The organism is Flavobacterium kingsejongi (genome assembly GCF_003076475.1).
Classification (GTDB): Bacteria; Bacteroidota; Bacteroidia; order Flavobacteriales; family Flavobacteriaceae; genus Flavobacterium; species Flavobacterium kingsejongi.
In genome coordinates this window covers 1,239,298-1,262,840 of record NZ_CP020919.1, presented here as the reverse complement: position 1 = coordinate 1,262,840, position 23,543 = coordinate 1,239,298, and the positions used below count along the sequence as shown (strand labels likewise).

Annotated in this window: 22 protein-coding genes; 6 read left to right on the top strand and 16 right to left on the bottom strand. The window is 41.9% G+C overall.

Translation table 11 applies throughout. The features are described 5' to 3' along the window. Positions 1-3 precede the first annotated feature (3 nt). The 13 genes from FK004_RS05250 to flxA all read right to left on the bottom strand — a co-directional run bounded on the left by FK004_RS05250 (position 4) and on the right by flxA (position 11,641). Positions 4-759 (bottom strand): ABC transporter ATP-binding protein, encoded by a 756-nt coding sequence (locus FK004_RS05250; protein ID WP_108736327.1) that lies wholly within the window; start codon positions 757-759, stop codon positions 4-6. Between the two features lie 3 nt (positions 760-762). After that, positions 763-1,758, bottom strand: a complete 996-nt coding sequence (darH, locus tag FK004_RS05245; protein ID WP_108736326.1) for a BtrH-related acyltransferase DarH — start codon at positions 1,756-1,758, stop codon at positions 763-765. Further along, complete coding sequence (gene DarG / locus FK004_RS05240; protein WP_108736325.1) at positions 1,758-2,162, bottom strand: flexirubin biosynthesis protein DarG; 405 nt, start codon at positions 2,160-2,162, stop codon at positions 1,758-1,760. Before DarG ends, darH begins: the two co-directional genes overlap by 1 nt. Next, positions 2,134-2,613 carry a hotdog family protein gene (locus tag FK004_RS05235; protein ID WP_108736324.1) on the bottom strand — a complete coding sequence of 160 codons (480 nt, stop codon included), beginning with the start codon at positions 2,611-2,613 and terminating at the stop codon, positions 2,134-2,136. The genes DarG and FK004_RS05235 overlap by 29 nt, the downstream gene beginning before the upstream one ends. A 6-nt stretch (positions 2,614-2,619) precedes the next feature. After that, on the bottom strand, positions 2,620-3,045 hold the full coding sequence (locus FK004_RS05230; protein WP_108736323.1) for a hotdog family protein: 426 nt from the start codon (positions 3,043-3,045) through the stop codon (positions 2,620-2,622). Between the two features lies 1 nt (position 3,046). Continuing rightward, positions 3,047-4,180, bottom strand: a complete 1,134-nt coding sequence (gene darB, locus FK004_RS05225; RefSeq protein ID WP_108736322.1) for a dialkylresorcinol biosynthesis protein DarB — start codon at positions 4,178-4,180, stop codon at positions 3,047-3,049. Between the two features lie 30 nt (positions 4,181-4,210). Continuing rightward, a complete protein-coding gene (locus tag FK004_RS05220) occupies positions 4,211-5,113 on the bottom strand; it encodes an NADPH-dependent FMN reductase family protein (RefSeq protein WP_108736321.1) in 903 nt (300 codons plus the stop codon). 50 nt (positions 5,114-5,163) lie between these two features. Then, the gene (locus tag FK004_RS05215; protein ID WP_108736320.1) at positions 5,164-6,819 is read right to left on the bottom strand and encodes a phytoene desaturase family protein; all 1,656 of its coding nucleotides are present in this window, start codon (positions 6,817-6,819) and stop codon (positions 5,164-5,166) included. A 56-nt stretch (positions 6,820-6,875) separates the two neighbouring features. Continuing rightward, positions 6,876-7,766: an LpxL/LpxP family acyltransferase gene (locus FK004_RS05210; RefSeq protein ID WP_108736319.1), complete on the bottom strand. Its 891-nt coding sequence runs from the start codon at positions 7,764-7,766 to the stop codon at positions 6,876-6,878. Between the two features lie 100 nt (positions 7,767-7,866). Next, positions 7,867-8,121 carry an acyl carrier protein gene (locus tag FK004_RS05205; RefSeq protein WP_108736318.1) on the bottom strand — a complete coding sequence of 85 codons (255 nt, stop codon included), beginning with the start codon at positions 8,119-8,121 and terminating at the stop codon, positions 7,867-7,869. Between the two features lies 1 nt (position 8,122). Continuing rightward, the gene (locus FK004_RS05200; protein ID WP_108736317.1) at positions 8,123-9,346 is read right to left on the bottom strand and encodes a beta-ketoacyl-[acyl-carrier-protein] synthase family protein; all 1,224 of its coding nucleotides are present in this window, start codon (positions 9,344-9,346) and stop codon (positions 8,123-8,125) included. 26 nt (positions 9,347-9,372) lie between these two features. Next, on the bottom strand, positions 9,373-10,104 hold the full coding sequence (gene flxB / locus FK004_RS05195) for a flexirubin biosynthesis SDR family reductase FlxB (protein WP_108736316.1): 732 nt from the start codon (positions 10,102-10,104) through the stop codon (positions 9,373-9,375). A 16-nt stretch (positions 10,105-10,120) separates the two neighbouring features. Then, positions 10,121-11,641: a flexirubin biosynthesis tyrosine ammonia-lyase FlxA gene (gene flxA, locus FK004_RS05190; protein ID WP_108736315.1), complete on the bottom strand. Its 1,521-nt coding sequence runs from the start codon at positions 11,639-11,641 to the stop codon at positions 10,121-10,123. 122 nt (positions 11,642-11,763) lie between these two features. Between flxA and FK004_RS05185 the strand changes: the two genes are divergently transcribed. Further along, entirely contained in the window at positions 11,764-13,002 is a 1,239-nt protein-coding gene (locus FK004_RS05185) for an NAD(P)/FAD-dependent oxidoreductase (RefSeq protein ID WP_108736314.1), read from the top strand. Positions 13,003-13,029: 27 nt separating this feature from the next. On the opposite strand, the gene FK004_RS05180 is transcribed toward FK004_RS05185, so the two are convergent. Next, on the bottom strand, positions 13,030-13,638 hold the full coding sequence (locus tag FK004_RS05180) for a hypothetical protein (RefSeq protein WP_108736313.1): 609 nt from the start codon (positions 13,636-13,638) through the stop codon (positions 13,030-13,032). Between the two features lie 144 nt (positions 13,639-13,782). Beyond that, a complete protein-coding gene (locus tag FK004_RS05175) occupies positions 13,783-14,883 on the bottom strand; it encodes an NADH:flavin oxidoreductase (protein ID WP_108736312.1) in 1,101 nt (366 codons plus the stop codon). 224 nt (positions 14,884-15,107) lie between these two features. Here FK004_RS05175 and FK004_RS05170 point away from each other — a divergent pair, with 224 nt between their 5' ends. The 3 genes from FK004_RS05170 to wrbA are packed head-to-tail and all read left to right on the top strand — an operon-like array spanning position 15,108 to position 18,188. After that, on the top strand, positions 15,108-16,451 hold the full coding sequence (locus FK004_RS05170; RefSeq protein WP_108736311.1) for an ammonium transporter: 1,344 nt from the start codon (positions 15,108-15,110) through the stop codon (positions 16,449-16,451). 22 nt (positions 16,452-16,473) lie between these two features. After that, positions 16,474-16,968 carry a nuclear transport factor 2 family protein gene (locus tag FK004_RS05165; RefSeq protein ID WP_108738755.1) on the top strand — a complete coding sequence of 165 codons (495 nt, stop codon included), beginning with the start codon at positions 16,474-16,476 and terminating at the stop codon, positions 16,966-16,968. 50 nt (positions 16,969-17,018) lie between these two features. Continuing rightward, positions 17,019-18,188: an NAD(P)H:quinone oxidoreductase gene (gene wrbA / locus FK004_RS05160; RefSeq protein WP_108736310.1), complete on the top strand. Its 1,170-nt coding sequence runs from the start codon at positions 17,019-17,021 to the stop codon at positions 18,186-18,188. 73 nt (positions 18,189-18,261) lie between these two features. On the opposite strand, the gene FK004_RS05155 is transcribed toward wrbA, so the two are convergent. After that, positions 18,262-19,209, bottom strand: coding sequence for an L-threonine 3-dehydrogenase (locus FK004_RS05155; protein ID WP_108736309.1), 948 nt, complete (start codon positions 19,207-19,209; stop codon positions 18,262-18,264). A 265-nt stretch (positions 19,210-19,474) separates the two neighbouring features. Here FK004_RS05155 and FK004_RS05150 point away from each other — a divergent pair, with 265 nt between their 5' ends. Continuing rightward, positions 19,475-20,113, top strand: coding sequence for a hypothetical protein (locus FK004_RS05150; protein ID WP_108736308.1), 639 nt, complete (start codon positions 19,475-19,477; stop codon positions 20,111-20,113). Positions 20,114-20,209: 96 nt separating this feature from the next. Then, positions 20,210-23,512, top strand: coding sequence for a transcription-repair coupling factor (gene mfd / locus FK004_RS05145; RefSeq protein ID WP_420358893.1), 3,303 nt, complete (start codon positions 20,210-20,212; stop codon positions 23,510-23,512). The last annotated feature ends 31 nt before the right edge of the window (positions 23,513-23,543 follow it).

The window sequence follows — 23,543 nt, the reverse complement described above, 5'->3', positions numbered from 1 at the left end:
AGTTTATACATCGTCGCGCAGTTCTTTTCCGATTAATGAAATAAATACTTCTTCGAGGTTCCGGGTTCCGGGCGTGGCAGCCACCAGGCTTTCAGGAGTGCCTTTGGCAAAGATTTTCCCGGCTTCAATGATTGCAATTTCCGTACAAAAATCCTGTGCTTCCATCAAATGGTGCGAGGTGTAAATAATGGTTGTTCCTTCTTCGTTTATTTTTTTCAGGTAGTCGATGATCACATTCTTGGATTGTACATCTACGCCAACAGTCGGCTCGTCTAAAAACAAAACATCCGGTTGGTGTAAAATACCGGCAATCAGGTTGATTCGCCTTTTCATTCCTCCGGAATAGGTATCTATTCTATGGTCTGCAAATTTTAACAAGCCCAGATAGTCGAGGCTGTTGGCTACTTTTTGTTTCAGGTCGCGACCACTCAGGCCATACATGCTCCCAAAATACATCAGGTTTTCCCTTGCAGTCAATGTGGGGTACAAAGCATATTCCTGAGGTACAACACCAATAATTTTCTTGATTGTTGCGGCGTTTTTACGGTAGTTCATGCCTTTAATAGTAAAAGAACCCGAAGTGGGCTTGAGTAATCCGCAAAGCATGGAAATCAAGGTGGTCTTTCCGGCTCCATTCGGTCCCAATAGCCCAAAAATAGCTCCCGTAGGAATATCCAGCGATAAATTATCTACCGAAAGCAATGTTGCCCCTTTATATTGTTTGGTAAGGGATTGTATTTCTATTATCGCATTTCCCATACCTTAAATTGCTTTTCGTAATTTCTTGAAAAATACTTCTTCCCGATTGGCAATATCCAGCAACTGATCCGCAAGTGTATTGTATACATCTGTTTGCGCGCTTCTGTTTTTATATACCCGTGAAGCCTGAACGGCAAAATCACGCCAGGAATCCCCTATTGCAGTCATTTCTGCAGAAAGGATATTCAACTGTTCATTGTGTAGCAACACGGAAGCTTCCTGCAAAAATGCCGCATAGATAAAACGGAATCCGCCGCCGCCAGTACCAATTTCTTCCTGCATCCGTACCATTTGCGCCAGGTAATGATTGGCTTTTTTATTCCCATATTTTACAGGCCATTTCCGGATCTGCCGCGCCACAAATTTTATCCCTCTAACCCCTACAATAGGAACTGGTGCCAGCATATCGCGACACGTTTGGCGAATGGCTTTATGAATTGCCTTTTTATAATCGATATCCTTTGGAATATGAATCGGGTAATACAACTGCCCTTTGGGAGCAAAAGCACCTTTTGCAAACCGGACACGATTGAGTTCTTCGGTCGTTAAAGTTGTTACGGTCTGCATAACCGGATCACTAATGAGGTAGTTATCCCCCTCTTTTCCATAGACTACGAGATTGTGTGCATTAAAATGGAAACGGTATTCGTCAGGAAAATAGGTCAGGTTGTACACGCCTACCTGTAAGCCTACGGGTATTTTTTCGTCAAGTTTTTCATTAAGCGCACGGCTTGCTTTTTCTTCAGAACCAAATTTCTGCCGCTTTATTGTAATCCCTAAACGCCGTGCCATACGATTGAAGATCATTCCCGGTAATGGCCGGTAACTAATTGCGGGAGCATGATTGACTTTGATAAAAGGTAAGTATACAAAAAAGAGGCCCGAGCCAATTCCGAAAACCATCGGTTCACTGATGGCAAGCCCGTTATTTTTTAAGAGATTGGAAGCGACACCATTCTCACAGTGTGCTGATTGATGGTGTGTGAAATCCAACTGCATTAGTTTGTCGTGCTATTTTTTAATTCGGCTACCGTAATTCCAAATGTGGTAGCATATTGCTGTAGTACTTTCCCGCTTAGTTTTTGGAATACGGATGGTTTAAAATGTCGTTTTACCTGCCATTGCCATTTTCCGACATAACTGGCTAAAATTCCAATATCCATTTTATGGAGTTCCATATAATACGCAATCGGGCTGATTTTCCCCTGTTGCACTTGTATTTTTGCAGCAGCGATACGTTCGTTAATATCTTCCATCGCATTGGTCAAGGCTATGGTTTTTGGTTCCCATCCTTCACTTAAAGCAGTAGTATAATTTCCGTTTTCATCGGTAGCATAGCATAATTCTTTCATATTAATCGCGGAAAGGCTGCTTTTATCCTGTGGTACTTCGTTCTTTTTCATTGCTTTTTTCCTGAATAAATAAGTTAATCTCGCCTTTCATCAGCAGCTGCGTCCCCAAATAGGTTTTACAGTCCATCAGGCAGGTCGTATAATGTTCCGCATCGTATTTTGAGATCAGGGTGGATTTTGTCACGATAGTCTCATTTACGGGCGGTAATCCATATATCGTAAGGGTTTTAATCGTACTTATAAATCCCAATACATTAAGCCGCTCTTTATTCTCTACATCTCCTTCTGCAAAAAAACTTTGGGCAACAATAGAAGAGCAGGTTTGTGCGGCATTTTCAATCATCCCGGTTTCGGAAAAAAAGCCGTTTTGTACAAAAATATTATCGCCCTCAATTGTGAATTGTGTGATTACCGCTTCACAACCAATTTCAATAATACAATCAACCATGAGCATCGGAGCGCGATGCGGAAGGAAAAGCTGTATGTCGATACTCGTAGTCATACGCAATTATTTTGCCAATACAGTTTTCATACTGCCTTTGGCGATTACACTATCATCCTGGTGTACATTTATTTCTACCAGTGTGATGCCCATAAACTCCTGAATAATTTTCACAGTGGTAACCAGTTGGCTACCTACTTTGGGTAGCGTTATAATTTCGATATCCTTGATCGATCCAATATATCCTGTGGGTGTTTCTTCCTGCCTGAGAAAAAAGGTATACCCGGTATGCAGTGCCACAGACTGCGCCATATGCTCTATAATCCCGGATTCCGAAAAATAGCCGTTTTCAGAAAAAATATTCTCTTCGAGTATCTGAAATCCCGATACCAGATTATCTTCTGCATACGCAAAAAGCTGCCCGACCATCACAAAAGGTTTCTTTTGCGGGATCAGTTTTTCAAGTTCGTACTGGCTTATTAAGGATTCCATATTAGCACACGGTTAAATAGGCATAAGCATAAGAAAACCTGCCACTCTCGGGCACAGATAATAAAATTTTCTGCCCTTTCTGTAACTTGCCGGAATGCATCAGTTCTTCCAGCATCAGATATATCGATGCCGAACCTACATTTCCTACCTTATTCAGGTTCATAAACCATTTTTCCCTCGGAATTTCAACATTCCTTTCTTTTAGTGCTGCATCGAGTCCGGCAACAAAATAGTTGGAGGATACATGCGGCAGGAAATAATCAATTGCTTCAGCAGCAACCTTATTTTTATCAAGGGCATCTTTCATACTGAGTGCGCCCTTTTCCAATATATTTTTATCTAAGATTTTAACATCCTGCTTGATTGCAAAAATAGACTCAGTCAGCCATTGATCCGGATGGTAGTCACTCCAGGGTTTTAGCTCCCCATTTTCGAGTTTATCACCACCGGCATACATACAGGCTTCCAGTTCATAAGCATAGGAAAAAGCTTCCATCCATTCAATTCTAAGGGACAAATCTCCCTTAGGCTGGTTTTCGAGCAGCAAGGCTCCCGCACCATCCGATAACATCCAGCGTAAGAAATCTTTCTTAAAAGCGACAATCGGCTGTTCTTCCAGATTTTTTAAGTTGATTATTTCATTATCAAATTTCTGGGCGAGCATCCAGGTGGAAACCCGTTCTGATCCCGTACAGATTGCATTTTTTGTATTGCCCGATTTTACAGACAAGTAACCAAATTTTAGGGAATTCATTCCCGCACAACAGACACCGGTTGAAGAATTAAGCTCTATCGAATGATTTTTCATTAATCCGTGTACCATAGCGGCGTGGGAGGGCAAAAGATGATCTGGCGTGGATGTTCCACACGACAGCAATTCCACATCTTTTTTTGAAAAGCTACTATCATAAAGGGTTTCAATAGCATTATGGGTCAACTGCGCATTATTATGCGTAATCGTCCCTGCTTTGTCTAAAGCATAATAGCGGGAAGTAATCCCATTATTCCTCAGGATAATACGCCTTGCTTTTGAAGCAGTGCCATTAATTAATCCCAGAAAATCTTCCATCTCATCATTCGAAACCGCCTCATTCGGCAGGTACTTTCCAGCTTTTGTAATATAAACTTCCAACATAATTCAATTAAATCTCCTTATAATGTAACGTCAAACACCCTGATAGTATTTCACTTCTTTTTTTCTTTTTCTGTATACCAATGGTGTGATAAGAATGTGCAAGATATAGACTATTGGTGAGATTATCCAAATTGCAAGAAACAAATACACATAAAACACATTGAGCCAGCCTGCCCGTGTATTTTTTCTTTTTTTAATAAAGGTCGACCATTTATCAAATATCATATTGCCTTTACGATCCACGCTAACCAGATAAGGGCTAACATAAACCGCATCCTGCGCGACCAATTTAGGCTGGAGCGAATCCAGATCCTCCTGAAGCAAAGTAGTGAGAATGGTTTTCCCAAAACGGGAGGATTCCCGGATATCTTTATCCGATACACCCGGTAATGGAAAAATCCCAAGGTACTTTTTCTTTATCCCGGAGAACATCCAGTCTACAATTGTAATCACACTCACCAGATTGCCCGCCCTATCGATTAATACGATATTGCCTTTGAGCCTGGCGCCAGTATCCTGCAATAAACGTTTTACTTTTTCCTGGGCCAGTGCCCACATGTTCCGGCAACCAATAATGGTAACGACCGGGGTATCCTGAAGTAGTATTTTGGCTTCCGGGCTCTTCAGAAAAGAATTGACAGGAATGGAGGGGGATAAAAACCAAACCTGATACGCCAATAGAACCAAATCATACTTTGTGTTCCGTATCTTTTCGGGAACGGATTGCAATGCGACCGGTTCCTGCAGGAAGGACTCTGGAAAAGCATCAAAAAAAGTGGCTTTTGTCCAGGGAAAAGGAAAAGGCTTTTCGGGTTCAATTTGATGGAAATCCACCTGTATTTCCGGACATTCCACAAGAGGTGCCGCGATAGTTGCTGCAATCTCAGAAAGCTGCCCGGATTGAGAATAATGAATGACGAGGACCTTTTTCATTGTGCTGGTTTTATGCTAAAGGCAAATATAAAATATACTGAAATTGTAGGCTAATTAAATTTTGCTTCTTTAAAGTTCCGTTGTTTATCTTCCCTTTTCTGATGGATGAATGCATCCCAGCCCGCAGGATCTTCTGCATCGTAAATCCGGATTTTCTGATTGTCATCTTTCAGTATCAGGTCACTTGATTTGCAATTCAATATCCTTGCCGCAGCTTCCAGCCCGGAATAGGTTGCGCCGGTAACGCCATGAGACAACGTACTTGCACCACAAAGGAAGAGGTTGTCAATTTCACTTTTATTTTTATAGGCAAAAGGGCCTATCTGCTGTAAGGTTTTTTCGGTTCCATATACATTTCCCCGGGTGGAATTAATATAGAATTCATTGGTTTTTGGTGTTCCCAACTCCGCATAAACCACATGATCCCGGGATCCGGGTATAATTTTACTGATGCTGTTCATAAATTTTGCAATGATTTTTTCCTTAAAAACATGATACTCGGGAGAGTGATATTCCTCCAATGCATGAAATGCGGAAAAACTATCATAATCAACATAGGTCACCACTTCAAAATTATGGTATCGCCCGTTGTAACTTACCGGATCTTTGAGCGTAGTACAGCTTAAGAAAAAAGCAGGAAACTCATCACCTTCTAAAATATCGGGTTGCATCAGGGTCTCAAAATGTGCATCGGTATGTTCATCCTTGAAATACCATACATTTCCCGAATCGATTCCCGCCTGTGTTACATCCATCTCCAGTGTCAGGAAGAGGATCAGGGAAGTCACCGAGTATTTTGTTTTCTCCAGTCGCCTGGCCAGTTTTTTACTAATCTTATCTTTGCCTACCAGTTTCAGGTACGTATTGGTTGGATCGGTATTGGAGACAATTACCTTCGCTTTTATCTGGGTGCCATTCGCCAGTTCCACACCATAGGCCGTATTATTTTCGACTAATATCCTGGAAACTGTTTGATTCGTCCGGATCGTTCCTCCATGACGTTTGATTTGTTTGGTCATCGCTTTGACGATTCCGCTGCCACCGCCCATGGGATAAAAACCGCCTTCCAGGTAATGATTCATTACCGAACAGTGCACTGGAAAGCTGGCCCGTTTGGGAGGCAATCCATGATCGCCACACTGCGCATTCAGTACTGCCTTTAACATTGGGTCTTTAATGTGCCAATCCACTACCCTCTTAAGGCTGAAAAGGGCAAACTTCCCAAAATGTTTAGTCCGGAAAGGCACAGTGATCTTTTGCCAAAGCCCTTTTAAGGTTGGAATCAGCTGTAGCTCCCGGTTTACCCTTTTAATCAGGGTCAGGTATTCTTTAATATTCTTTTCTTCGTGGGGAAATTTTTCAATCAGGCCCGCCTGTAAGTTTTCAATTCCTGCCGGAAAATCGAACCGTTCCGAATTAATCCGGCAATGATCATAGCCATTTGGATTCATCCTGAAAAAAACCAGGTCATTCGCAACACCCAATCCTTTGTAAAGTTCGCTTGTTGAAGCCCCTTCATCCAATAATCCGATATAATGAACCCCGGGACTAAAACGTTGCCCATTTAGCGTGAAGCTATGGCACCATCCACCGGGAACGCTATGTTGTTCCAGTACTATTACTTTTTGTCCGGCCCGTGCCAGGCATAAGGCTGTGGAAAGACCTCCAGCCCCCGAACCAATGATAATCGCATCAAATTCTTCCATAAAGCATTCGTTTGGGCTACCCTATTGCGGGAACCGGAATTGATTAGTACTTCGGGCTATTTTTTATCCTGTGGAAAAGCATTCCAGAAATCAAAATAGTTAAACCATTGTAATGGGTAACGGCTTAACATAAATTCGATGCTTTTTATATAGGTTTTCAATAATTCTTTTTCATTTCTGTGGCTGACTTCTGCTACCCTCGCATACAGGTGGTAATGCATCTTCGGTTCTTTCATCACATATACAAAAACCACAGGAACGCGCAACCGTGAAGCAATCAGGAAAGGGCCGGCTGGAAATGTAGTTTCTTTGCCTAAAAAATCTGCGGTCAGTGATTTTGTCCCTTCAAAATAACGGTCTCCGGTAAAACACACCAGTTCATTATTGGCCAAGGCATTGTTAATTTCAAAGATATGAGACATATCTTCCTGTAGGATAATGAATTTAGCATTGGGTTCCTTGGAAATACTTTCGAGGTATTCCTTTATAGCACGATGTTCATTATCTGTGGTAACCACATTAATCTGGAGTTCCGAATCAATATCATTAAAGAAATATTCGTTTATCTCAAAATTACCAATGTGCGCACTGATTAATACGCCACCCTTTTTTTCAGACAACAGCTTTCTCAGGTTTTCAATCCCATCAAACTCATAAGTAAACTGATTGCGTAAGCCCGCAGAAAGCGCCGTTTTATCAATGAGTGTCTGCCCAAAAGTATAATAACTATTGTACACCATTTTCCGGGCTTTAAATGAAGAATAACCGAGGCGTTCCTTAAAATAATAGTACATCGCCCGGTTGCTTTTTGTGAGAAACAGGAAATAGTAACACGCTACAAAGTACAGCATGAAGTAGGCTGTCCGGATACCCAGGTTTTTGATGCAAAAAACAAATATTCTGTACCCCAAAACGGTACCCTTTGACTTACCGTCCCACTTGCTCATTTGTATTGTGTATTAACTGTTTATAAAGTTACAGACCTGTTCGTTTAAAAAAAACACAACAGGTCTGATGTTATAATGAGTAGGATTACGGAAATGAATGCTACGCTGTTTTACTTTTAATTTTATTCTCTATGAGATCATAGAAATCCTGGAATGTAGCGATCCCAACAAAATCGGCCTCTCCAAGTTTTACCCCGAAATTAGATTCTACAGTCACCACCAGGTCCACATAATCCAGGCTATCAAGTCCTAATGTATCTTTTAAAATGGCTTCTGGGCTTATCGTCGCACCATCCACTTCAAATTCATCGATCAGAAACTCATTTATTGTCGTTATTATTGCTGCTTTGTCCATTCTACTTAAACTTTTTTACTATTAATGCGGAATTAGTCCCCCCAAATCCGAAAGAATTCGACAAAAATATATTAATTTCTTTAGTAATGGTCGTTCGGGCAATATTTAATTTCTGTGAGTCAGCATCTGGAACCTCCAAATTTATATTAGGAGCGATGAAATTATGCTGCATCATCAGTAAAGAATAGATGACTTCACTGGCACCCGCCATCCAGCATTCATGCCCGGTCATTGATTTTGTAGAACTCACATAGGGGTTGCTTTTTCCGAAAATTTCAAAGATAGCCTTCGCTTCATTTTCATCACCTACAGGAGTAGAGGTCGCATGAGCATTGATATAATCCACATCTGATGCCTGAATTCCTGCCTGATCCAGCGCTTTCTGCATGGCATGTGCCGGTCCTTCGACATTGGGTGTAGAAATATGCCCGCCATTCGAAGAAAAGCCATAACCGATTACTTCGCCCAGGATAGGCACCCCTCTTTTTAGCGCCGACTCATAACTTTCCAGAACCAAGGTAGCACCACCACCACTTGGAATAAGGCCATTACGGCTCGCATCAAAAGGGCGCGATGCTTTTTCCGGAACAGCTTCATCCGGGGAAAAAACCCCAAGACCATCAAAGCTGCTCATGGCATATTTATTAATTTCCTGTGCGCCACCACAAATTATAAGATCCTGTAATCCGCTTTTGATCAGGTGGTATCCCATCCCAATTGCGTGAGAACCACTGGCACAAGCGGCACTAATGGTCATATTGATCCCTTTGAGCCTGAAAATCGTAGACAGGTTCATGGTTACAGTAGAATTCATGGATTTGAATATCGCTCCGGAACCGATTAAAGCCGTATCCTTTTTTTCCCTGACAATATCCGTAGCTTCGATAATTGCTTTGGAAACGCTATCGTTGCCGTACATTATCCCTACTTCGTTGTGGTCCAAAAATGCATCATCGATTTCCGCTTGTTCCAAAGCCTGTAATGTTGCCATATAGGCATATTCCGTTTCCTCTCCGATGCTGATGCGCTGTCTTCGGCTCAAAAGGTTTTTCAGGTCGGGTTTGGGCACCATTCCGGTCAGTGCCGAACGAAAACCAAATTCTTTGCGTTCTGCATCATAGCCTATTCCCGACTTTCCCTGTTGTAACGATTGCGTAACCTCATCCAGTGAAGTCCCGATGCAGGAATAAATCCCCATACCTGTAATAACTACTCTCCTTTCCATAGTAATCCCTGTGCTACTGATCGTATTTAAGAATATATTCCTCCATTGATATTAATTACTTCTCCAGTAATATAGGAGGCTTTTTTCGAAACTAAAAAACTAACGAGATCCGCTACTTCTTCCGCTTCGCCAAACCGGTTCAATGGAACCAGTTTTACCAGTTCTTTTTCATCCAGTTGGCTTGTCATATCTGATTTTATAAATCCCGGTGCTACTGCATTTACCGTAATATTCCGTTTGGCAACTTCTTGCGCCAGGGCTTTGGTAACCCCTACGATTGCTCCTTTGGCAGCGGAATAATTCGTTTGCCCCGCAGTACCTTTTACTCCGGAAACAGAGGCTAAATTTACAATCCGCCCATATTTATTCCGAAGCATCTTCTGGATAAAGAAATTAGTTACATTATAAAAGCCATTCAGGCTGGTATTGATTACCGCTGACCAATCCTCAGGTTCCATCCACATAAAAAGGCCATCCCGTGTAATGCCGGCATTATTAACAATTACTTCTACTACAGCCTCAGGATTCGCTTCCTGCCATTGGGTTAAAACAGTTTTTACTGCTGCACCATCGGCAACATCAAACTGTAGGAGTTCTCCTGTATTCCCATTGGCTATAACCGCTTCCAGGGTTGCTGCTGCGGCTTCTTTATTAGCCTGGTAGTTGATCAGGATATGGTAATCGGTATCTATGGCCAGTTTTTGGCAAATGGCACTTCCGATCCCTCTTGAACCCCCTGTTACTAATGCACATTTCATAGTTAAATTGTATTTCTTAATTATTAATCAGGTAATCCTTCACCTGTTGCACAAAAGGATACATCACCTGATCTTCTTTAAATTCGGGAATGATTTTTCGCACCGCATCATATAATTTGCGTGTCTCAGAGGCAATTTCATCTTTGTAATCCAAATAATCTATAGCCTGTACAATGGTAATTAACTCAATCGCCAGCACTTCAAATGCATTTTCGATTACTTTGCCCGTGATAACGGCTGCATTCGTACCCATGCTTACAATATCCTGATTATCATTATTATTCGGAATACTGTGTACGTACATCGGGTTAGAAAGCATCTGATTTTCCGCTGTGGTAGAGGTCGCCGTAAACTGTACACCCTGCATCCCAAAATTGAATCCCAGTGTACCCAGGTTAACAAATGGCGGCAGGATCTCATTGATTTTTGAATTCAGCAAATAATTCAATTGCCGCTCTGCCAGCATCGTCAGTTTGGTAATAACAATTTTCAATTTGTCCATCTCCAGGGAAATGTAATCCCCGTGAAAATTCCCCCCGTGGTATACTTGTTTATTTTTTACATCAATAATCGGATTATCGTTAGCCGAATTGATTTCATTTTCCAAAACTTCACCTACAGCTGTGATGGTATCCAAAACCGGGCCTAAAATCTGAGGGACACAACGCAGGGAATAATACTCCTGTACTTTTTCCTTAAAAATAGCCTCAGTATTGGCTCCCGTATATAAATGATCTGCCCTTTTACGGATCAGCTTACTGTCTGAAAGATGATTTCGCATCCTTTCTGCAATTTGCTGTTGTCCTTTATGCCTTTTGGTGGTGTTTAATTCAAATGATAAATGATCATCATAGGCTTTTACGATTTCATTAATCGCAGCAGAGAACTGGATCGACCATTTAACTAATTTTTCTGCATTATGATGGTTTACGATTCCAATTCCGGTCATTACGGAGGTACCATTCATCAAGGCGAGGCCTTCCCGTATTTCCACCGCAATAGGCTGTAGGTTTTCTTTTTCAAATACGGCTTTTGTAGCCGTTCGTTCTCCTTTATAGAACACTTCCCCTTCTCCGATAAGCGTTAATGCCAAATGTGCCAATTGTACTAAGTCCCCACTGGCGCCTACTCCGCCATGTTCAAAAATTAATGGTGTAATATCACGGTTGATAAATGCTGCCATCAGGTGGATCACGGAAGGATGTACTCCCGAATTACCAAGGGACAGCGTATTCAATCGTGCCAGTATAGACGACTTGACAAATAAAGGATTCAATGGATTCCCGGTACCCGAAGCATGGCTGCGGATCAGGTTATATTGCAACTGGATCCGATCTTCATCCCGGATGCGGTATTGAGCCATTGGGCCAAAGCCGGTATTGACACCATAGATGACTTTATTCGCAGAGAATTCTTTTAAAAAATCGAAACTTTCACTTACCCTTTTTAAAACGTCCTCACTGACTGTTATACCTTTACTATTAAAAATGATTGATTTAAAATCGTTTAGGTTTAAATATTCATTAATTGTATTCATTCAGCACAGTATATTTATAGGGGAAATAATTAATTTTTAATTTGAAATTATTGTAGTTAATTTGACCCTGCAAATGTACTATAATATTAAGATTATTTTAAGGCATCCCAAAAAAGTTGACTATGATACAGGAAAGTGTTGATGTACTGATAATTGGAGCGGGACCATCCGGTTGTGTTGCTGCTGGTTACCTCCATAAAAATAATGCCTCCGTAAAGGTGGTGGAAAAGACAAAATTCCCACGCTTTGTCATCGGCGAAAGCCTGATCCCGAGGTCGATGGAACATTATGAAGCAGCGGGTTTGCTGGACTGCCTGATGGCTCAAAATTTCGAGAAGAAATTCGGTGCCCGATTTATCCGTGGCAATGAAGTCTGCCTCTTTGATTTCAGCGATAAATTTACCGAAGGCTGGAACTGGACATGGCAGGTACCCCGGGCTGATTTTGACAATACACTGGCACAGGAAATCATCCGGAAAGGAATTGATCTCGAATTTGAAACCGAAGTCCTGGATGTGGTCTTTAATGGAACTTCCTCTATAATTACTGTGAGCGATAAAGAAGGTACTCTAAAACAAATTTCAGCCAAATTCATCATTGATTCCAGTGGTTATGGCCGGGTATTGCCCCGCCTGCTACAATTGGATGCGCCTTCCTCAATTCCGGAGAACTCCTCTTTATTTGCCCATGTGATCGACAGCAAGCGTCCCGCAGGAACCGAAGGCACGCTCATTTCCTTTGATATTTTAGAAACTAAAGTCTGGCTATGGGTCATTCCTTTTTCCAATGGCACAACCAGTATCGGTGTAGTGGGCCCTACGGCATTTATTAATACCCTTTCGCCCGATACTGCCGAAGCATTGAAAGCAGTCATTAACCGATCTGATTTTTACCGGGATCGCTTCGAGGGAATTGATTTTCTGTTCACCCCACATAAAATAGAAAACTATTCGTGTTCGGTAACCCGACTTTGCGGCCCTGGCTATACCTTAACCGGGAATAGTTCGGAGTTCCTCGATCCGGTTTTCTCTTCCGGGGTATGTTTCGCCACAGAATCAGGACTGCTGTCTGCCAAATTATTCCTACGTGAGTTGAATGGTGAAGCTGTAGACTGGGATACCGAATATACCGAATACATGCGCCGGGGAGTCAATGTTTTCGCTACCTATGTAAAAGAATGGTATACAGGCAACCTGCAAACCTTATTTTTCCACAAGCCGGAAAATCCAGATGTCAAACGAAAAATATGTGCCGTATTAGCCGGATATGTGTGGGATGAAGAAAATCCTTTTGTCAAAAAACACGATAATGTTATACGCAATATGGCGTACATCCTCAATAACGAAAAAAGCGCCCAATAAGGGCGCTTTGTAATAAATAACAAGCTTTTATTTATAGGCTTTTTTCACAATTTCTTTCGCTAAAGATTTTGCCGATTTAGCAAATCCTTCCCCAATCCTGCTTTCATTGCTATAATTGTTGCCCCATTGGTCTCCGGGAGCTTCTTCACTATTGATTTCCAATAGCACTTTACTTGTATTGGCTGTTTCCACAAATTTGTAGTTCAGTGTCACTTTAGCATGCTGCTTCATTACACCGGCATCCCATCCCGGATAGAGCCAAACGATTTTTACCTGTAAAGTATATTTTGCACTGGTAAGGCCTTCCTGGATCGTTACATCTTTCTCATTACCATAGTATTTGGAAAATAACTCCAGAAATTTCAGGTTCCAGATTTGCTCAGGAGCTGAATCCCATCTTTTCTTCCAGATGTCCCCATTGCCTTTACTTTTTTTGTTGAGATCTGCCACTCTTTCCGCAACATACTCTGCATTAGAGACATTCTCTTTCATTAATTTTACCGCGCTGTAATCAAAGGCAATGTTCAGTTCTTTTTGGCCATTCAGGAATTTATAATCTCCGGAAACAACTTTCATCTTCTGAGCCACAGTAAGCCCGGTCACTAAAAGCAATGCAATAAGCGTAATTTTTTTCATAAAATAATTTAGAATTGGTTATTTTTTGCAATTATATAAAAATTTAACCGATAAAATCTTCCAAATAAATTAGATTTTTAATTTATTTACATAAAAAGAGCTGCCCTTACGGGCAGCTCTTATAAACAGTATTAGTAGTTGTAGCTATACCAATTTCATCAGGGCATCTTTCGTAAACCCTTTCAGCTCATTTGTTCTGCCTTGTTCGATTTTCTTCACCCATTCCGGATCCGCCAATAAAGGACGCCCTACAGCAACCAGGTCAAAATCTCCCCGGTCAAAACGGCGTACCAATTCTTCCAGTGAACTCGGTTCGGAACTTTCTCCCTGAAAAGCAGCGGTAAAGTCTCCGGTAAGCCCAACAGAACCTACAGTTATTGTAGGCTGCCCGGTGATCTTTTTCGCCCAGCCCGCAAAATTGAGGTCACTTCCCTCAAATTCAGGCTCCCAAAATCGTCTTTGGGAACAATGGAAAATATCCACTCCTGCAGCCACCATTGGAGCCAGCCAGGCTTCCATCTCTTGTGGTGTTTTGGCTAATTTACTGTTATAATCCGATGGTTTCCACTGTGACAACCGGATGATGATTGTAAAATCTTCGCCTACCTGCCTACGGACCTCTTTAATTACTTCAATAGCAAAACGACTACGGGCCTCCAGGGTTTTTCCGCCATAACCGTCTGTTCTGATATTGGTTTTTTCCCAGAAAAACTGATCGATAAGATAACCATGCGCGCCATGGATTTCCACACAGTCAAATCCCAGTCGCTTTGCGGCAGCGGCAGATGCTCCATACGCCTTAACGGTAGCTTCGATATCTGCTTCGGTCATTGCAACTCCTTTTTTCACTTCTGCAGAGAGCAATCCTGAAGGCCCTTCAAAGGGCCCTTCAGGAATCCATCCGGAATGATGATCCGCCATAATACCCATATGCCAAATTTGAGGTCCCATAGCACCACCGGCAGTATGCACATCGTTAATAACTTTTTGCCATCCCGCTAATGCCTTTTCTCCATGAAAACGGGGAATGTTAGCATCATTGGAAGACGATATCCGATCGATTACCGTACCCTCTGATAATATCAAACCCACATCTCCTGCCGCCCGCTTGGTGTAATATTCCGCAACAGCTGCTGTCGGAATACCATCAGGAGAAAAAGAACGCGTCATGGGAGCCATTACAATACGATTTTTAATTGACAACGATTTCAGGTTGAAAGGCCTGAATAAACCAGTTATATCCATTTAAATAGAATTAAATTATGCGTTAAAAAAATTAGGCTATAAAGATACTACATCCTAAAGCAGAAAGGAATTCGTTTTGGCTTAAAATTATAACCACACTACTCTTTTTGTTTAAAAATGATTAAACATCTCAATATACCCCATTTTTTATATGGGTTGCTAAAATTATAATTGTTTTTATTTATATTTGACCCCTATAAAAATAGGGTTAAATATAAATTCTGATGAAAATAGAAAAACGCTGGATCATTTCTTTCGCTGTCATAACCTGCGTCGCCATTGCCGCTATCCTATGGCCCGAGATTACGCCAAATGCCGCCAAACGCTTCGAATTTGGCACTACAGATCAAATCGTACCTGCCGATGTGGCTTGGTTACTCACTTCTTCCTGCCTTGTTTTATTAATGACACCCGGGCTTTCTTTTTTCTATGGCGGTATGGTCGGCCGGAAAAATGTAATTTCTACCATGCTTCAAAGTTTTATCTGCCTGGGTATTGTAAGCCTTATTTGGGTGGTAGTCGGATTTAGCCTTGCTTTTGGCGACCCTATCGGGATCACAATAGACGGGCAACTCTATAGCTTTATTGGGAATCCTTTCAGTTATACCTTTATGGATTATGTAGGCATTTTACCACACAAACAAATTGCCCCAACCATCCCTTTCATGCTTTTTGCCTTATTCCAGATGAAATTTGCCATCATCACACCGGCAATCATTACCGGTTCGTTTGCAGAACGGGTTCGTTTTGTGTCTTACTTGGTATTTATCAGCCTTTTTATACTCTGTATTTATACACCGTTATGCCATGCGGTATGGCATCCGAACGGTATTCTAGGAACCTATTTTGGAGTTAAGGATTTTGCCGGAGGAACCGTTGTACACATGAGTGCAGGATTTGCGGCTTTAGCCGGTGCCCTCGTACTTGGGAAAAGACAAAATAGCGAACACATCCCCACCAATATCCCATTCGTATTATTAGGAACCGGAATGTTGTGGTTTGGCTGGTTCGGATTCAATGCTGGCTCCGCTCTTGCCGCCAACGGAACCGCCGCTATGGCTTTTGCCACCACCACGACTGCCTCTGCCGCTGCCATGTTAACCTGGATCTTCTTCGATCGTGTAAACGGAAGAAAAGTCTCAGCCCTGGGAGCCTGTATTGGTGCCGTAGTAGGATTGGTTGCCATTACACCGGCTGCCGGATTTGTCACCGTTCCTCAAAGTATTTTCTTTGGATTCATCACTGCAATAGTATGCAACATTGTAATGAACTGTAAACTGATGCGAAAAATAGATGATACACTTGACGTTTTTGCCTGTCATGGAATGGGCGGTATTATGGGAATGATCTTAACTGCTATTTTTGCCCAGGGCGAAAATGCCAGCCTGATGCACGGTGGCTGGTCGGTATTTGGACACCATATGATGGCCTTAGTGCTTGTGGGTGCATTTACATTTGGAGGCTCCATCCTATTGTATAAGTTCACCAGCCTGTTTATTCCCCTTCGCGTGTCTCCCGAAGCCGAAGCTTTAGGCCTGGACTTGTCGCAGCATGATGAAACTTTCTGATTTTATCCGTAGCTTTATCGGTATGAAAAACATAACCTACCTCCTGTTATTCTTAGGCTTCAGTACACTACATGCCCAGAATACAAAAGATAAAGAAGCCATTACTACTGTTTTGAACGCCTGGCATAAAGCTGCCGCGGACGCTAAAATGGAAGACTATTTTGGGTACATGGCCCCAGACGCCATATACATTGGAACCGATGCAACGGAGAACTGGACTTTTGCAGAATTCCGGGCTTTTGCCAAACCCTATTTTGACCGGGGAAAGGCATGGAATTTTACCGCATTACAACGCAACATCTACCTGAGTAAAGATCAGAAAATGGCCTGGTTTGATGAGCTACTGGATACCCAAATGAAAATCTGCCGGGGCTCTGGTGTACTGCAGAAAATAAATGGGCAATGGAAGATCGTACAGTATGTATTGTCCATGACGGTCCCGAATGAAAACAGCGATGCGGTAGTAAAAATAAAAGAAGGCCTTGAAAACAAACTGATTGATCAATTAAGAAAATAATAACGAAATGCCGTTTTTGAACGTTTAACTTTGCCTTTTTAAATTTAAACATGAAAAACATCATTCTTACCTGTCTCCTGTTACTCTTGAGTACAGGCGTTCAAAAAGTGCAGGCACAATCAAAAGAAACAAACATCTTAATCCTGATCCATTCTCAAAATGGAGGTACCTATACATTGGCAAAAGCCATCAGTGAAGGAGCCGTTTCTTATCCTGATACAAAAGTGACCATCAAACGCGTACCTTCCATTAATCCGAAAGAAAAGATAAATGCCGCTGTAGCGAAACTTTCGGCAGCAACAATCGAAGAACTTGCCGGTTATGATGGAATTGCTTTTGGCAGCCCGGTACATTTCGCCAATATCAGTGCGGATATGAGTTCCTTTTTCGGTCAAAGCATTCCAATATGGACTGCCCGGTCACTGGAAGGTAAACCAGCTACCGTATTTATGGCTGCAGGTTCCGGTGCAGGACGTGAAGCAGCCATCCAATCGTTTTGGAATACCCTCGCCGTGCATGGTATGATTATCATTCCAACGGGATTAATGGGAACGGATAAACTCGACAAAACTACACCACAAGGCAACACTCCTTTTGGCGCAGCTTCCATTGCCCACGCCGATGGATCCGGACCAACCGCTTCCGAACTAAACCTCGCCCGGGAACAGGGAAAAGCATTGGCTAAAGCAGCAAAAGGACTAAAAACACAAAGCAGCAATCAAAATACCCCAGCTACCAGTGACAAAACTATATCGCCTGATATCAATACAGTAGTAAAAGATGCTGGTATTGTCATTCCACCAGCGCCAAAACCTGTTGGTAATTATGTCCCTTTTGTCATTTCAGACCACAAGGTATACATCAACCAGGTCGCCCTCCAGGACGGTAAAATCTTATATCCCGGAAAAGTAGGAACAACCGCTATTACCGAAGAACAGGCCAAAGCAGCCACCTATCAGACTATGTTGAATGTAATTGCAGTCCTAAAAGAAGCTTGTGGAGGGGATTTGAATAAAGTAAAACGCTGTATACAGCTTACTGGCTATTTCAATACCACCCCGGAATATACACAACATGCCGGACTGATGAATGCTGCTTCGGATTTGGCTGTAAAAGTATTTGGAGAAAAAGGTAAACATGCCCGCGCCACGATCGGGGCAGTTTCATTGCCTGTAAATTCAGCTGTTGAAATCCAGGCTATTTTTGAAATAGAGGAGTAACCCCACCTATTCCAATTAAAAAAGCCCATTCCTGAAAATCAGGAATGGGCTTTTTTTTACAGCAGTAATGCCGTTATTTTTGTTTAGAGAGATTTTCCAACATTATTTTGGTCATCGCATCAAGATCAAATTCAGGTTTCCAGTTCCAGTCGGTTCTGGCATAATTATCGTCAATACTGGCAGGCCAGCTATCCGCGATCTTCTGACGGAAATCCGGAGCGTATGTGATTTCAAATTCCGGAATATGTTTCTTAATTGACGCTGCAATTTCCTTTGGTGTAAAACTCATGGCCGACAGGTTATAGGCCGATCTTATTTTGACATCCTTCGAATCTGCTTCCATGATCTCCATAGTCGCACGAATCGCATCATCCATGTACATCATCGGTAATCCGGTTGCTTCAGAAAGGAAGCATTCGTATTTTTTATCACTTAATGCTTTGTGGTAAATATCTACTGCATAATCTGTGGTACCACCACCCGGCAACGTAGACCAGCTGATCAAACCGGGATAACGGATACTTCTCACATCCACGCCATAGATAGTATGGTAATACTCGCACCATCTTTCTCCCGATTGCTTACTGATTCCGTAAACTGTCGAAGGCTCCATAACAGTATACTGAGGCGTATGTTCTTTTGGAGTTGTCGGTCCGAAAACAGCAATGCTGGAAGGCCAGAATACTTTTTTAACCTTTCCTTCTTTTGCCAAATTCAACACATGAAATAAAGAATTCATGTTGAGATCCCAGGCAAAGGCCGGATTTTTCTCTGCCGTAGCAGAGAGCAATGCTGCCATAAGGTACACATCGGAGATATTGTATTTTTCAATAATCAACTGGATCTGGTTAAAATCCAGAGCATTCACTACTTCAAAAGGACCGGAGGCTACAAATTCAGCGCTTCCCTTTCGTACATCTGATGCGATTACGGAATCCTTTCCATATTTTTCACGTAGCTGCTGCGTAAGTTCCGTACCTATTTGGCCACATGCCCCAATAATTAAAATAGTTGTGCTCATTTATGTTTTTTTATGAGCAAATATAATAAAATCACTTTCTCGAAATCATCATTTAACAAGACAATAATTCGGGATTTTTTGTGTTATTACAATAAATCATCCATAATTATTACAGAATCATTAAATCACTGCCGGAGGAATTTGCTTTTTTGTTAGAAAAACATTCTTCTGTATCCTCTGTAGCAACATTTTATAGATTCCTCTTTTTTAATAATCAACATTCATCTCCATTATTTGTAACTTTGCTTCATCAAAATCAGATTCTATGAAGTGGAACACACTCTATATTGTATTTATTTTCAGCCTGCTACTTTCCTGCCAGGACGATGCTGCCAAACGCGAAGCCGAAAACCTGAAAGCACGGGATAAAAAAGAAGCGATCTTCAAAAATATAAGTAAAGCCTGGGGATTTAATATCAGGCCCTTCAGTCCGGCTACGCAATCCATTGTGGCGAAATGGAATGAATGGAGCTCCTTCCAGACAGAGATCATCCAAAAACCAAAGAGTTCCATTGGTGCTTTTCAGCAAAAATCAAAGGCGATTGTAATTAAAGCCGATGCTTTAAAAAACAATATTCCTTCCCAGTTAGACAAACCGGAAGTTGTGAGCCGAATTATGGCTATGATCACCAAGCTAAAATCCTTAGACATTTATATCAATCTGGATAATATCCCGGATCAAAAAGTTATTGAGCTGATTAAAGAAGCTAATATTGAAATTCATTCAATCCAGAACCAGATGGATGAAATTGTGCGAAGACAGGGCATCCGTATGGAAGAGGGCGAAGCCGAAATGTTACACGCACTGGATACTGTAAAAGGAAAACCTGCCGTGCAGCCTTCGAATTTTAAAAATCCTAATGGCCAACCGTCCCCAACAGTTTTACCACAACGGCATCCGTAATCCAGAAAATCCTAAAAGTACAACCTTACTAAAAGAAGCACGTTGAGAAAGCCTAATATCCATAAAAAATACGACAGTTCCCCGAAAGTAAACCAGATTGCAACAGAAATTGCGCAACGGGAAAACAAAATCCATATCAAAGGGCTTTTGGGCTCTTCACTTTCTTTTGTCGTACAATCCCTTTTCGGCAAAAGCGAACTGCCTTTTCTGCTGGTTTTCCAGGATAAAGAAGAGGCTGCCTATTACCTGAATGACCTGGAACAAATGGTTGGAGAAGGAGATGTTTTATTCTATCCCAGCTCCTACCGCCGCCCTTACCAGATTGAAGATACGGACAATGCGAATGTTTTATTGCGTGCCGAAGTTTTAAACCGCATCAACTCCCGCAAAAAACCAGCAGTTATTGTCACCTATCCTGAAGCACTCTTCGAAAAAGTAGTGACCCGTAAAGAACTGGATAAAAACACGCTTAAAGTAGCCAATAACGACAAAATATCGATTGACTTCATCAACGAAGTCCTTTTTGAATATCAGTTTAAACGCGTAGATTTTGTTACCGAACCCGGTGAATTCTCGGTTCGTGGGGGTATTATCGATGTCTTTTCATTCTCCAATGACAATCCTTACCGGATTGAATTTTTCGGGAATGAAGTCGACAGCATCCGTAGTTTTGATGTAGAAACGCAGCTTTCTGTTTCCAAACACAATAAGATTACCATTATTCCCAATGTAGAGAACAAATTCCTGCAGGAAAACCGGGAAAGCTTCCTGAATTACATCAGTGAGAAAACAGTTATTTTCATAGAGAACACCGATTTACTACTGTCCAATCTTGATCGGTTGTTCGGGAAAGCTACGGAAGCCTTTGAAAAACTGGCCAAAGAAATTAAACATTTGGAACCGGAAGAATTATTCCTGAACCAAACTTCTTTTATAAAAAAAGCACTGGATTTTACGATTGTAGAGCTGGGCTCCAAAGCCATCTTCCGCACCCGGAAAAGTTTTGAATTCCACATCCAGCCCCAACCGTCCTTTAATAAGCAATTCGACCTGCTGTTTAACAACCTCAGGGAGAATACCCAGAATGGCATCATGAATTATTTGTTCTGTTCCAACGAGCAACAGGCCAAACGTTTTGAGGACATTTCAGAAACACTGGATGAAGACCAGCACTTAACCGACCGAAAGCATTTCAAAACCCTTGTCTTTCCGCTATTCCAGGGATTTATTGACGAAGAGATACAGGTAGCCTGTTATACCGACCACCAGATTTTTGAGCGATACCATAAATTCAGCATCAAAAATGGGTATTCTAAAAAACAAACCATCACACTCAAAGAGCTTACAACACTTTCTGTGGGTGATTATGTCACTCATATCGACCACGGTATCGGAAGATTTGGAGGATTGCAAAAAATACAGGTCGAAGGCAAAACCCAGGAAGCGATTAAACTGGTATATGCCGATAATGATATTGTATATGTCAGCATCCATTCGCTGCATAAGATTTCCAAATTCAACGGAAAAGACGGCACACCGCCAAAGATTTACAAACTGGGCTCTAATGCCTGGAAAGTCCTAAAACAAAAAACCAAAGCAAGGGTCAAACATATTGCTTTCAACCTGATCCAACTCTATGCAAAAAGGCGACTGGAAAAAGGATTCAAATATGCGCCGGACAGCTACCTGCAGGCTGAACTGGAAAGTTCCTTCATTTATGAAGACACGCCTGATCAGTTAAAATCCACTCAGGATGTAAAGGCCGATATGGAAAGCGAAAGGCCAATGGACCGTTTAGTGTGTGGAGATGTAGGCTTTGGAAAAACCGAAGTTGCCATTCGTGCCGCGTTCAAAGCTGTCGATAACGGCAAGCAGGTTGCCATACTGGTACCTACAACAATCTTGGCTTTTCAGCATTATAAAACATTTACGGAACGGCTAAAAGACATGCCGGTGACGATTTCCTACCTCAACCGCTTCCGGTCTGCCAAACAAAAGGCCGATACGATACGGGAATTAGCAGAAGGCAAACTCGATATTGTCATTGGCACACACCAATTGGTCAATAAAAATGTCATCTTCAAAGACCTCGGATTGCTTATCGTTGATGAGGAACAGAAATTCGGTGTGAATGTAAAAGACAAGCTAAAAACAATTGCACAAAACGTCGATACGCTCACCCTTACCGCAACACCCATCCCGAGAACTTTACAGTTTTCACTGATGGCTGCCCGTGATTTATCGGTTATTACCACCCCGCCACCCAACCGTTACCCTATTGAAACTAATGTCGTAGGCTTTAACGAAGAAATCATCCGTGATGCCGTGTCTTATGAAATCGAACGGGGCGGTCAGGTTTATTTTATCAATAACCGCATCGAAAATATTAAAGAGGTCGCCGGAATGATACAGCGCCTGGTTCCCGGTGCCAAAGTTGGTATTGGGCATGGCCAGATGGACGGAAAGAAACTGGAAGAACTGATGCTGGCTTTTATGGCTGGTGAATTTGATGTACTGGTAGCCACTACCATTATCGAAAGTGGGCTGGACGTACCGAATGCCAATACGATTTTCATTAATAATGCCAATAACTTTGGACTCTCAGACCTGCACCAGATGCGTGGGCGTGTTGGAAGAAGCAATAAAAAAGCCTTTTGTTACTTCATCTGCCCTCCCTATTCGGCTATGACTGAAGAAGCCCGAAAAAGAATACAGGCCCTGGAACAATTCAGCGAATTGGGAAGCGGGTTCAATATTGCCATGAAGGATTTGGAAATACGGGGCGCAGGAGATTTGCTTGGAGGCGAACAAAGTGGTTTCATCAATGAAATTGGGTTTGACACCTATCAAAAAATCATGAATGAGGCGATTGATGAACTGAAAGAAAATGAATTCAAAGACCTGTATGAAGAAGAAGAGAGCAATACGCCAAAAGAATATGTAAAAGACATCCAGATCGATTCTGATTTTGAATTGTTATTCCCGGATGAGTACATCAATAATGTCTCGGAAAGGCTCAACCTGTACAATGAGTTGAGTACCATTAAAAATGAAGAAGACCTTATTGCTTACGAAAATAAACTTATTGACCGTTTTGGCCCTTTACCAAAACAAGCCATCTCCTTATTGAACAGCATTCGCATCAAATGGCGCGCTACCAATATGGGAATTGAAAAACTGGTATTGAAACAGGGGAAAATGGTAGGTTATTTTGTCTCCAATCAACAGAGCGAATATTACCAGTCGAACCAGTTTCATAAAGTGCTGCAGTTTGTACAGAAAAACCCGAATCTCTGCCGCATGAAAGAAAAAGAAACCAAAAACGGACTGCGCCTGCTCCTGACGTTTGACAATGTAAAATCCGTACGGAAAGCATTGGAATTGCTCGAAATGGTATAGCTACTTTAAGCTCCAGCCAAAAAAAAACCTG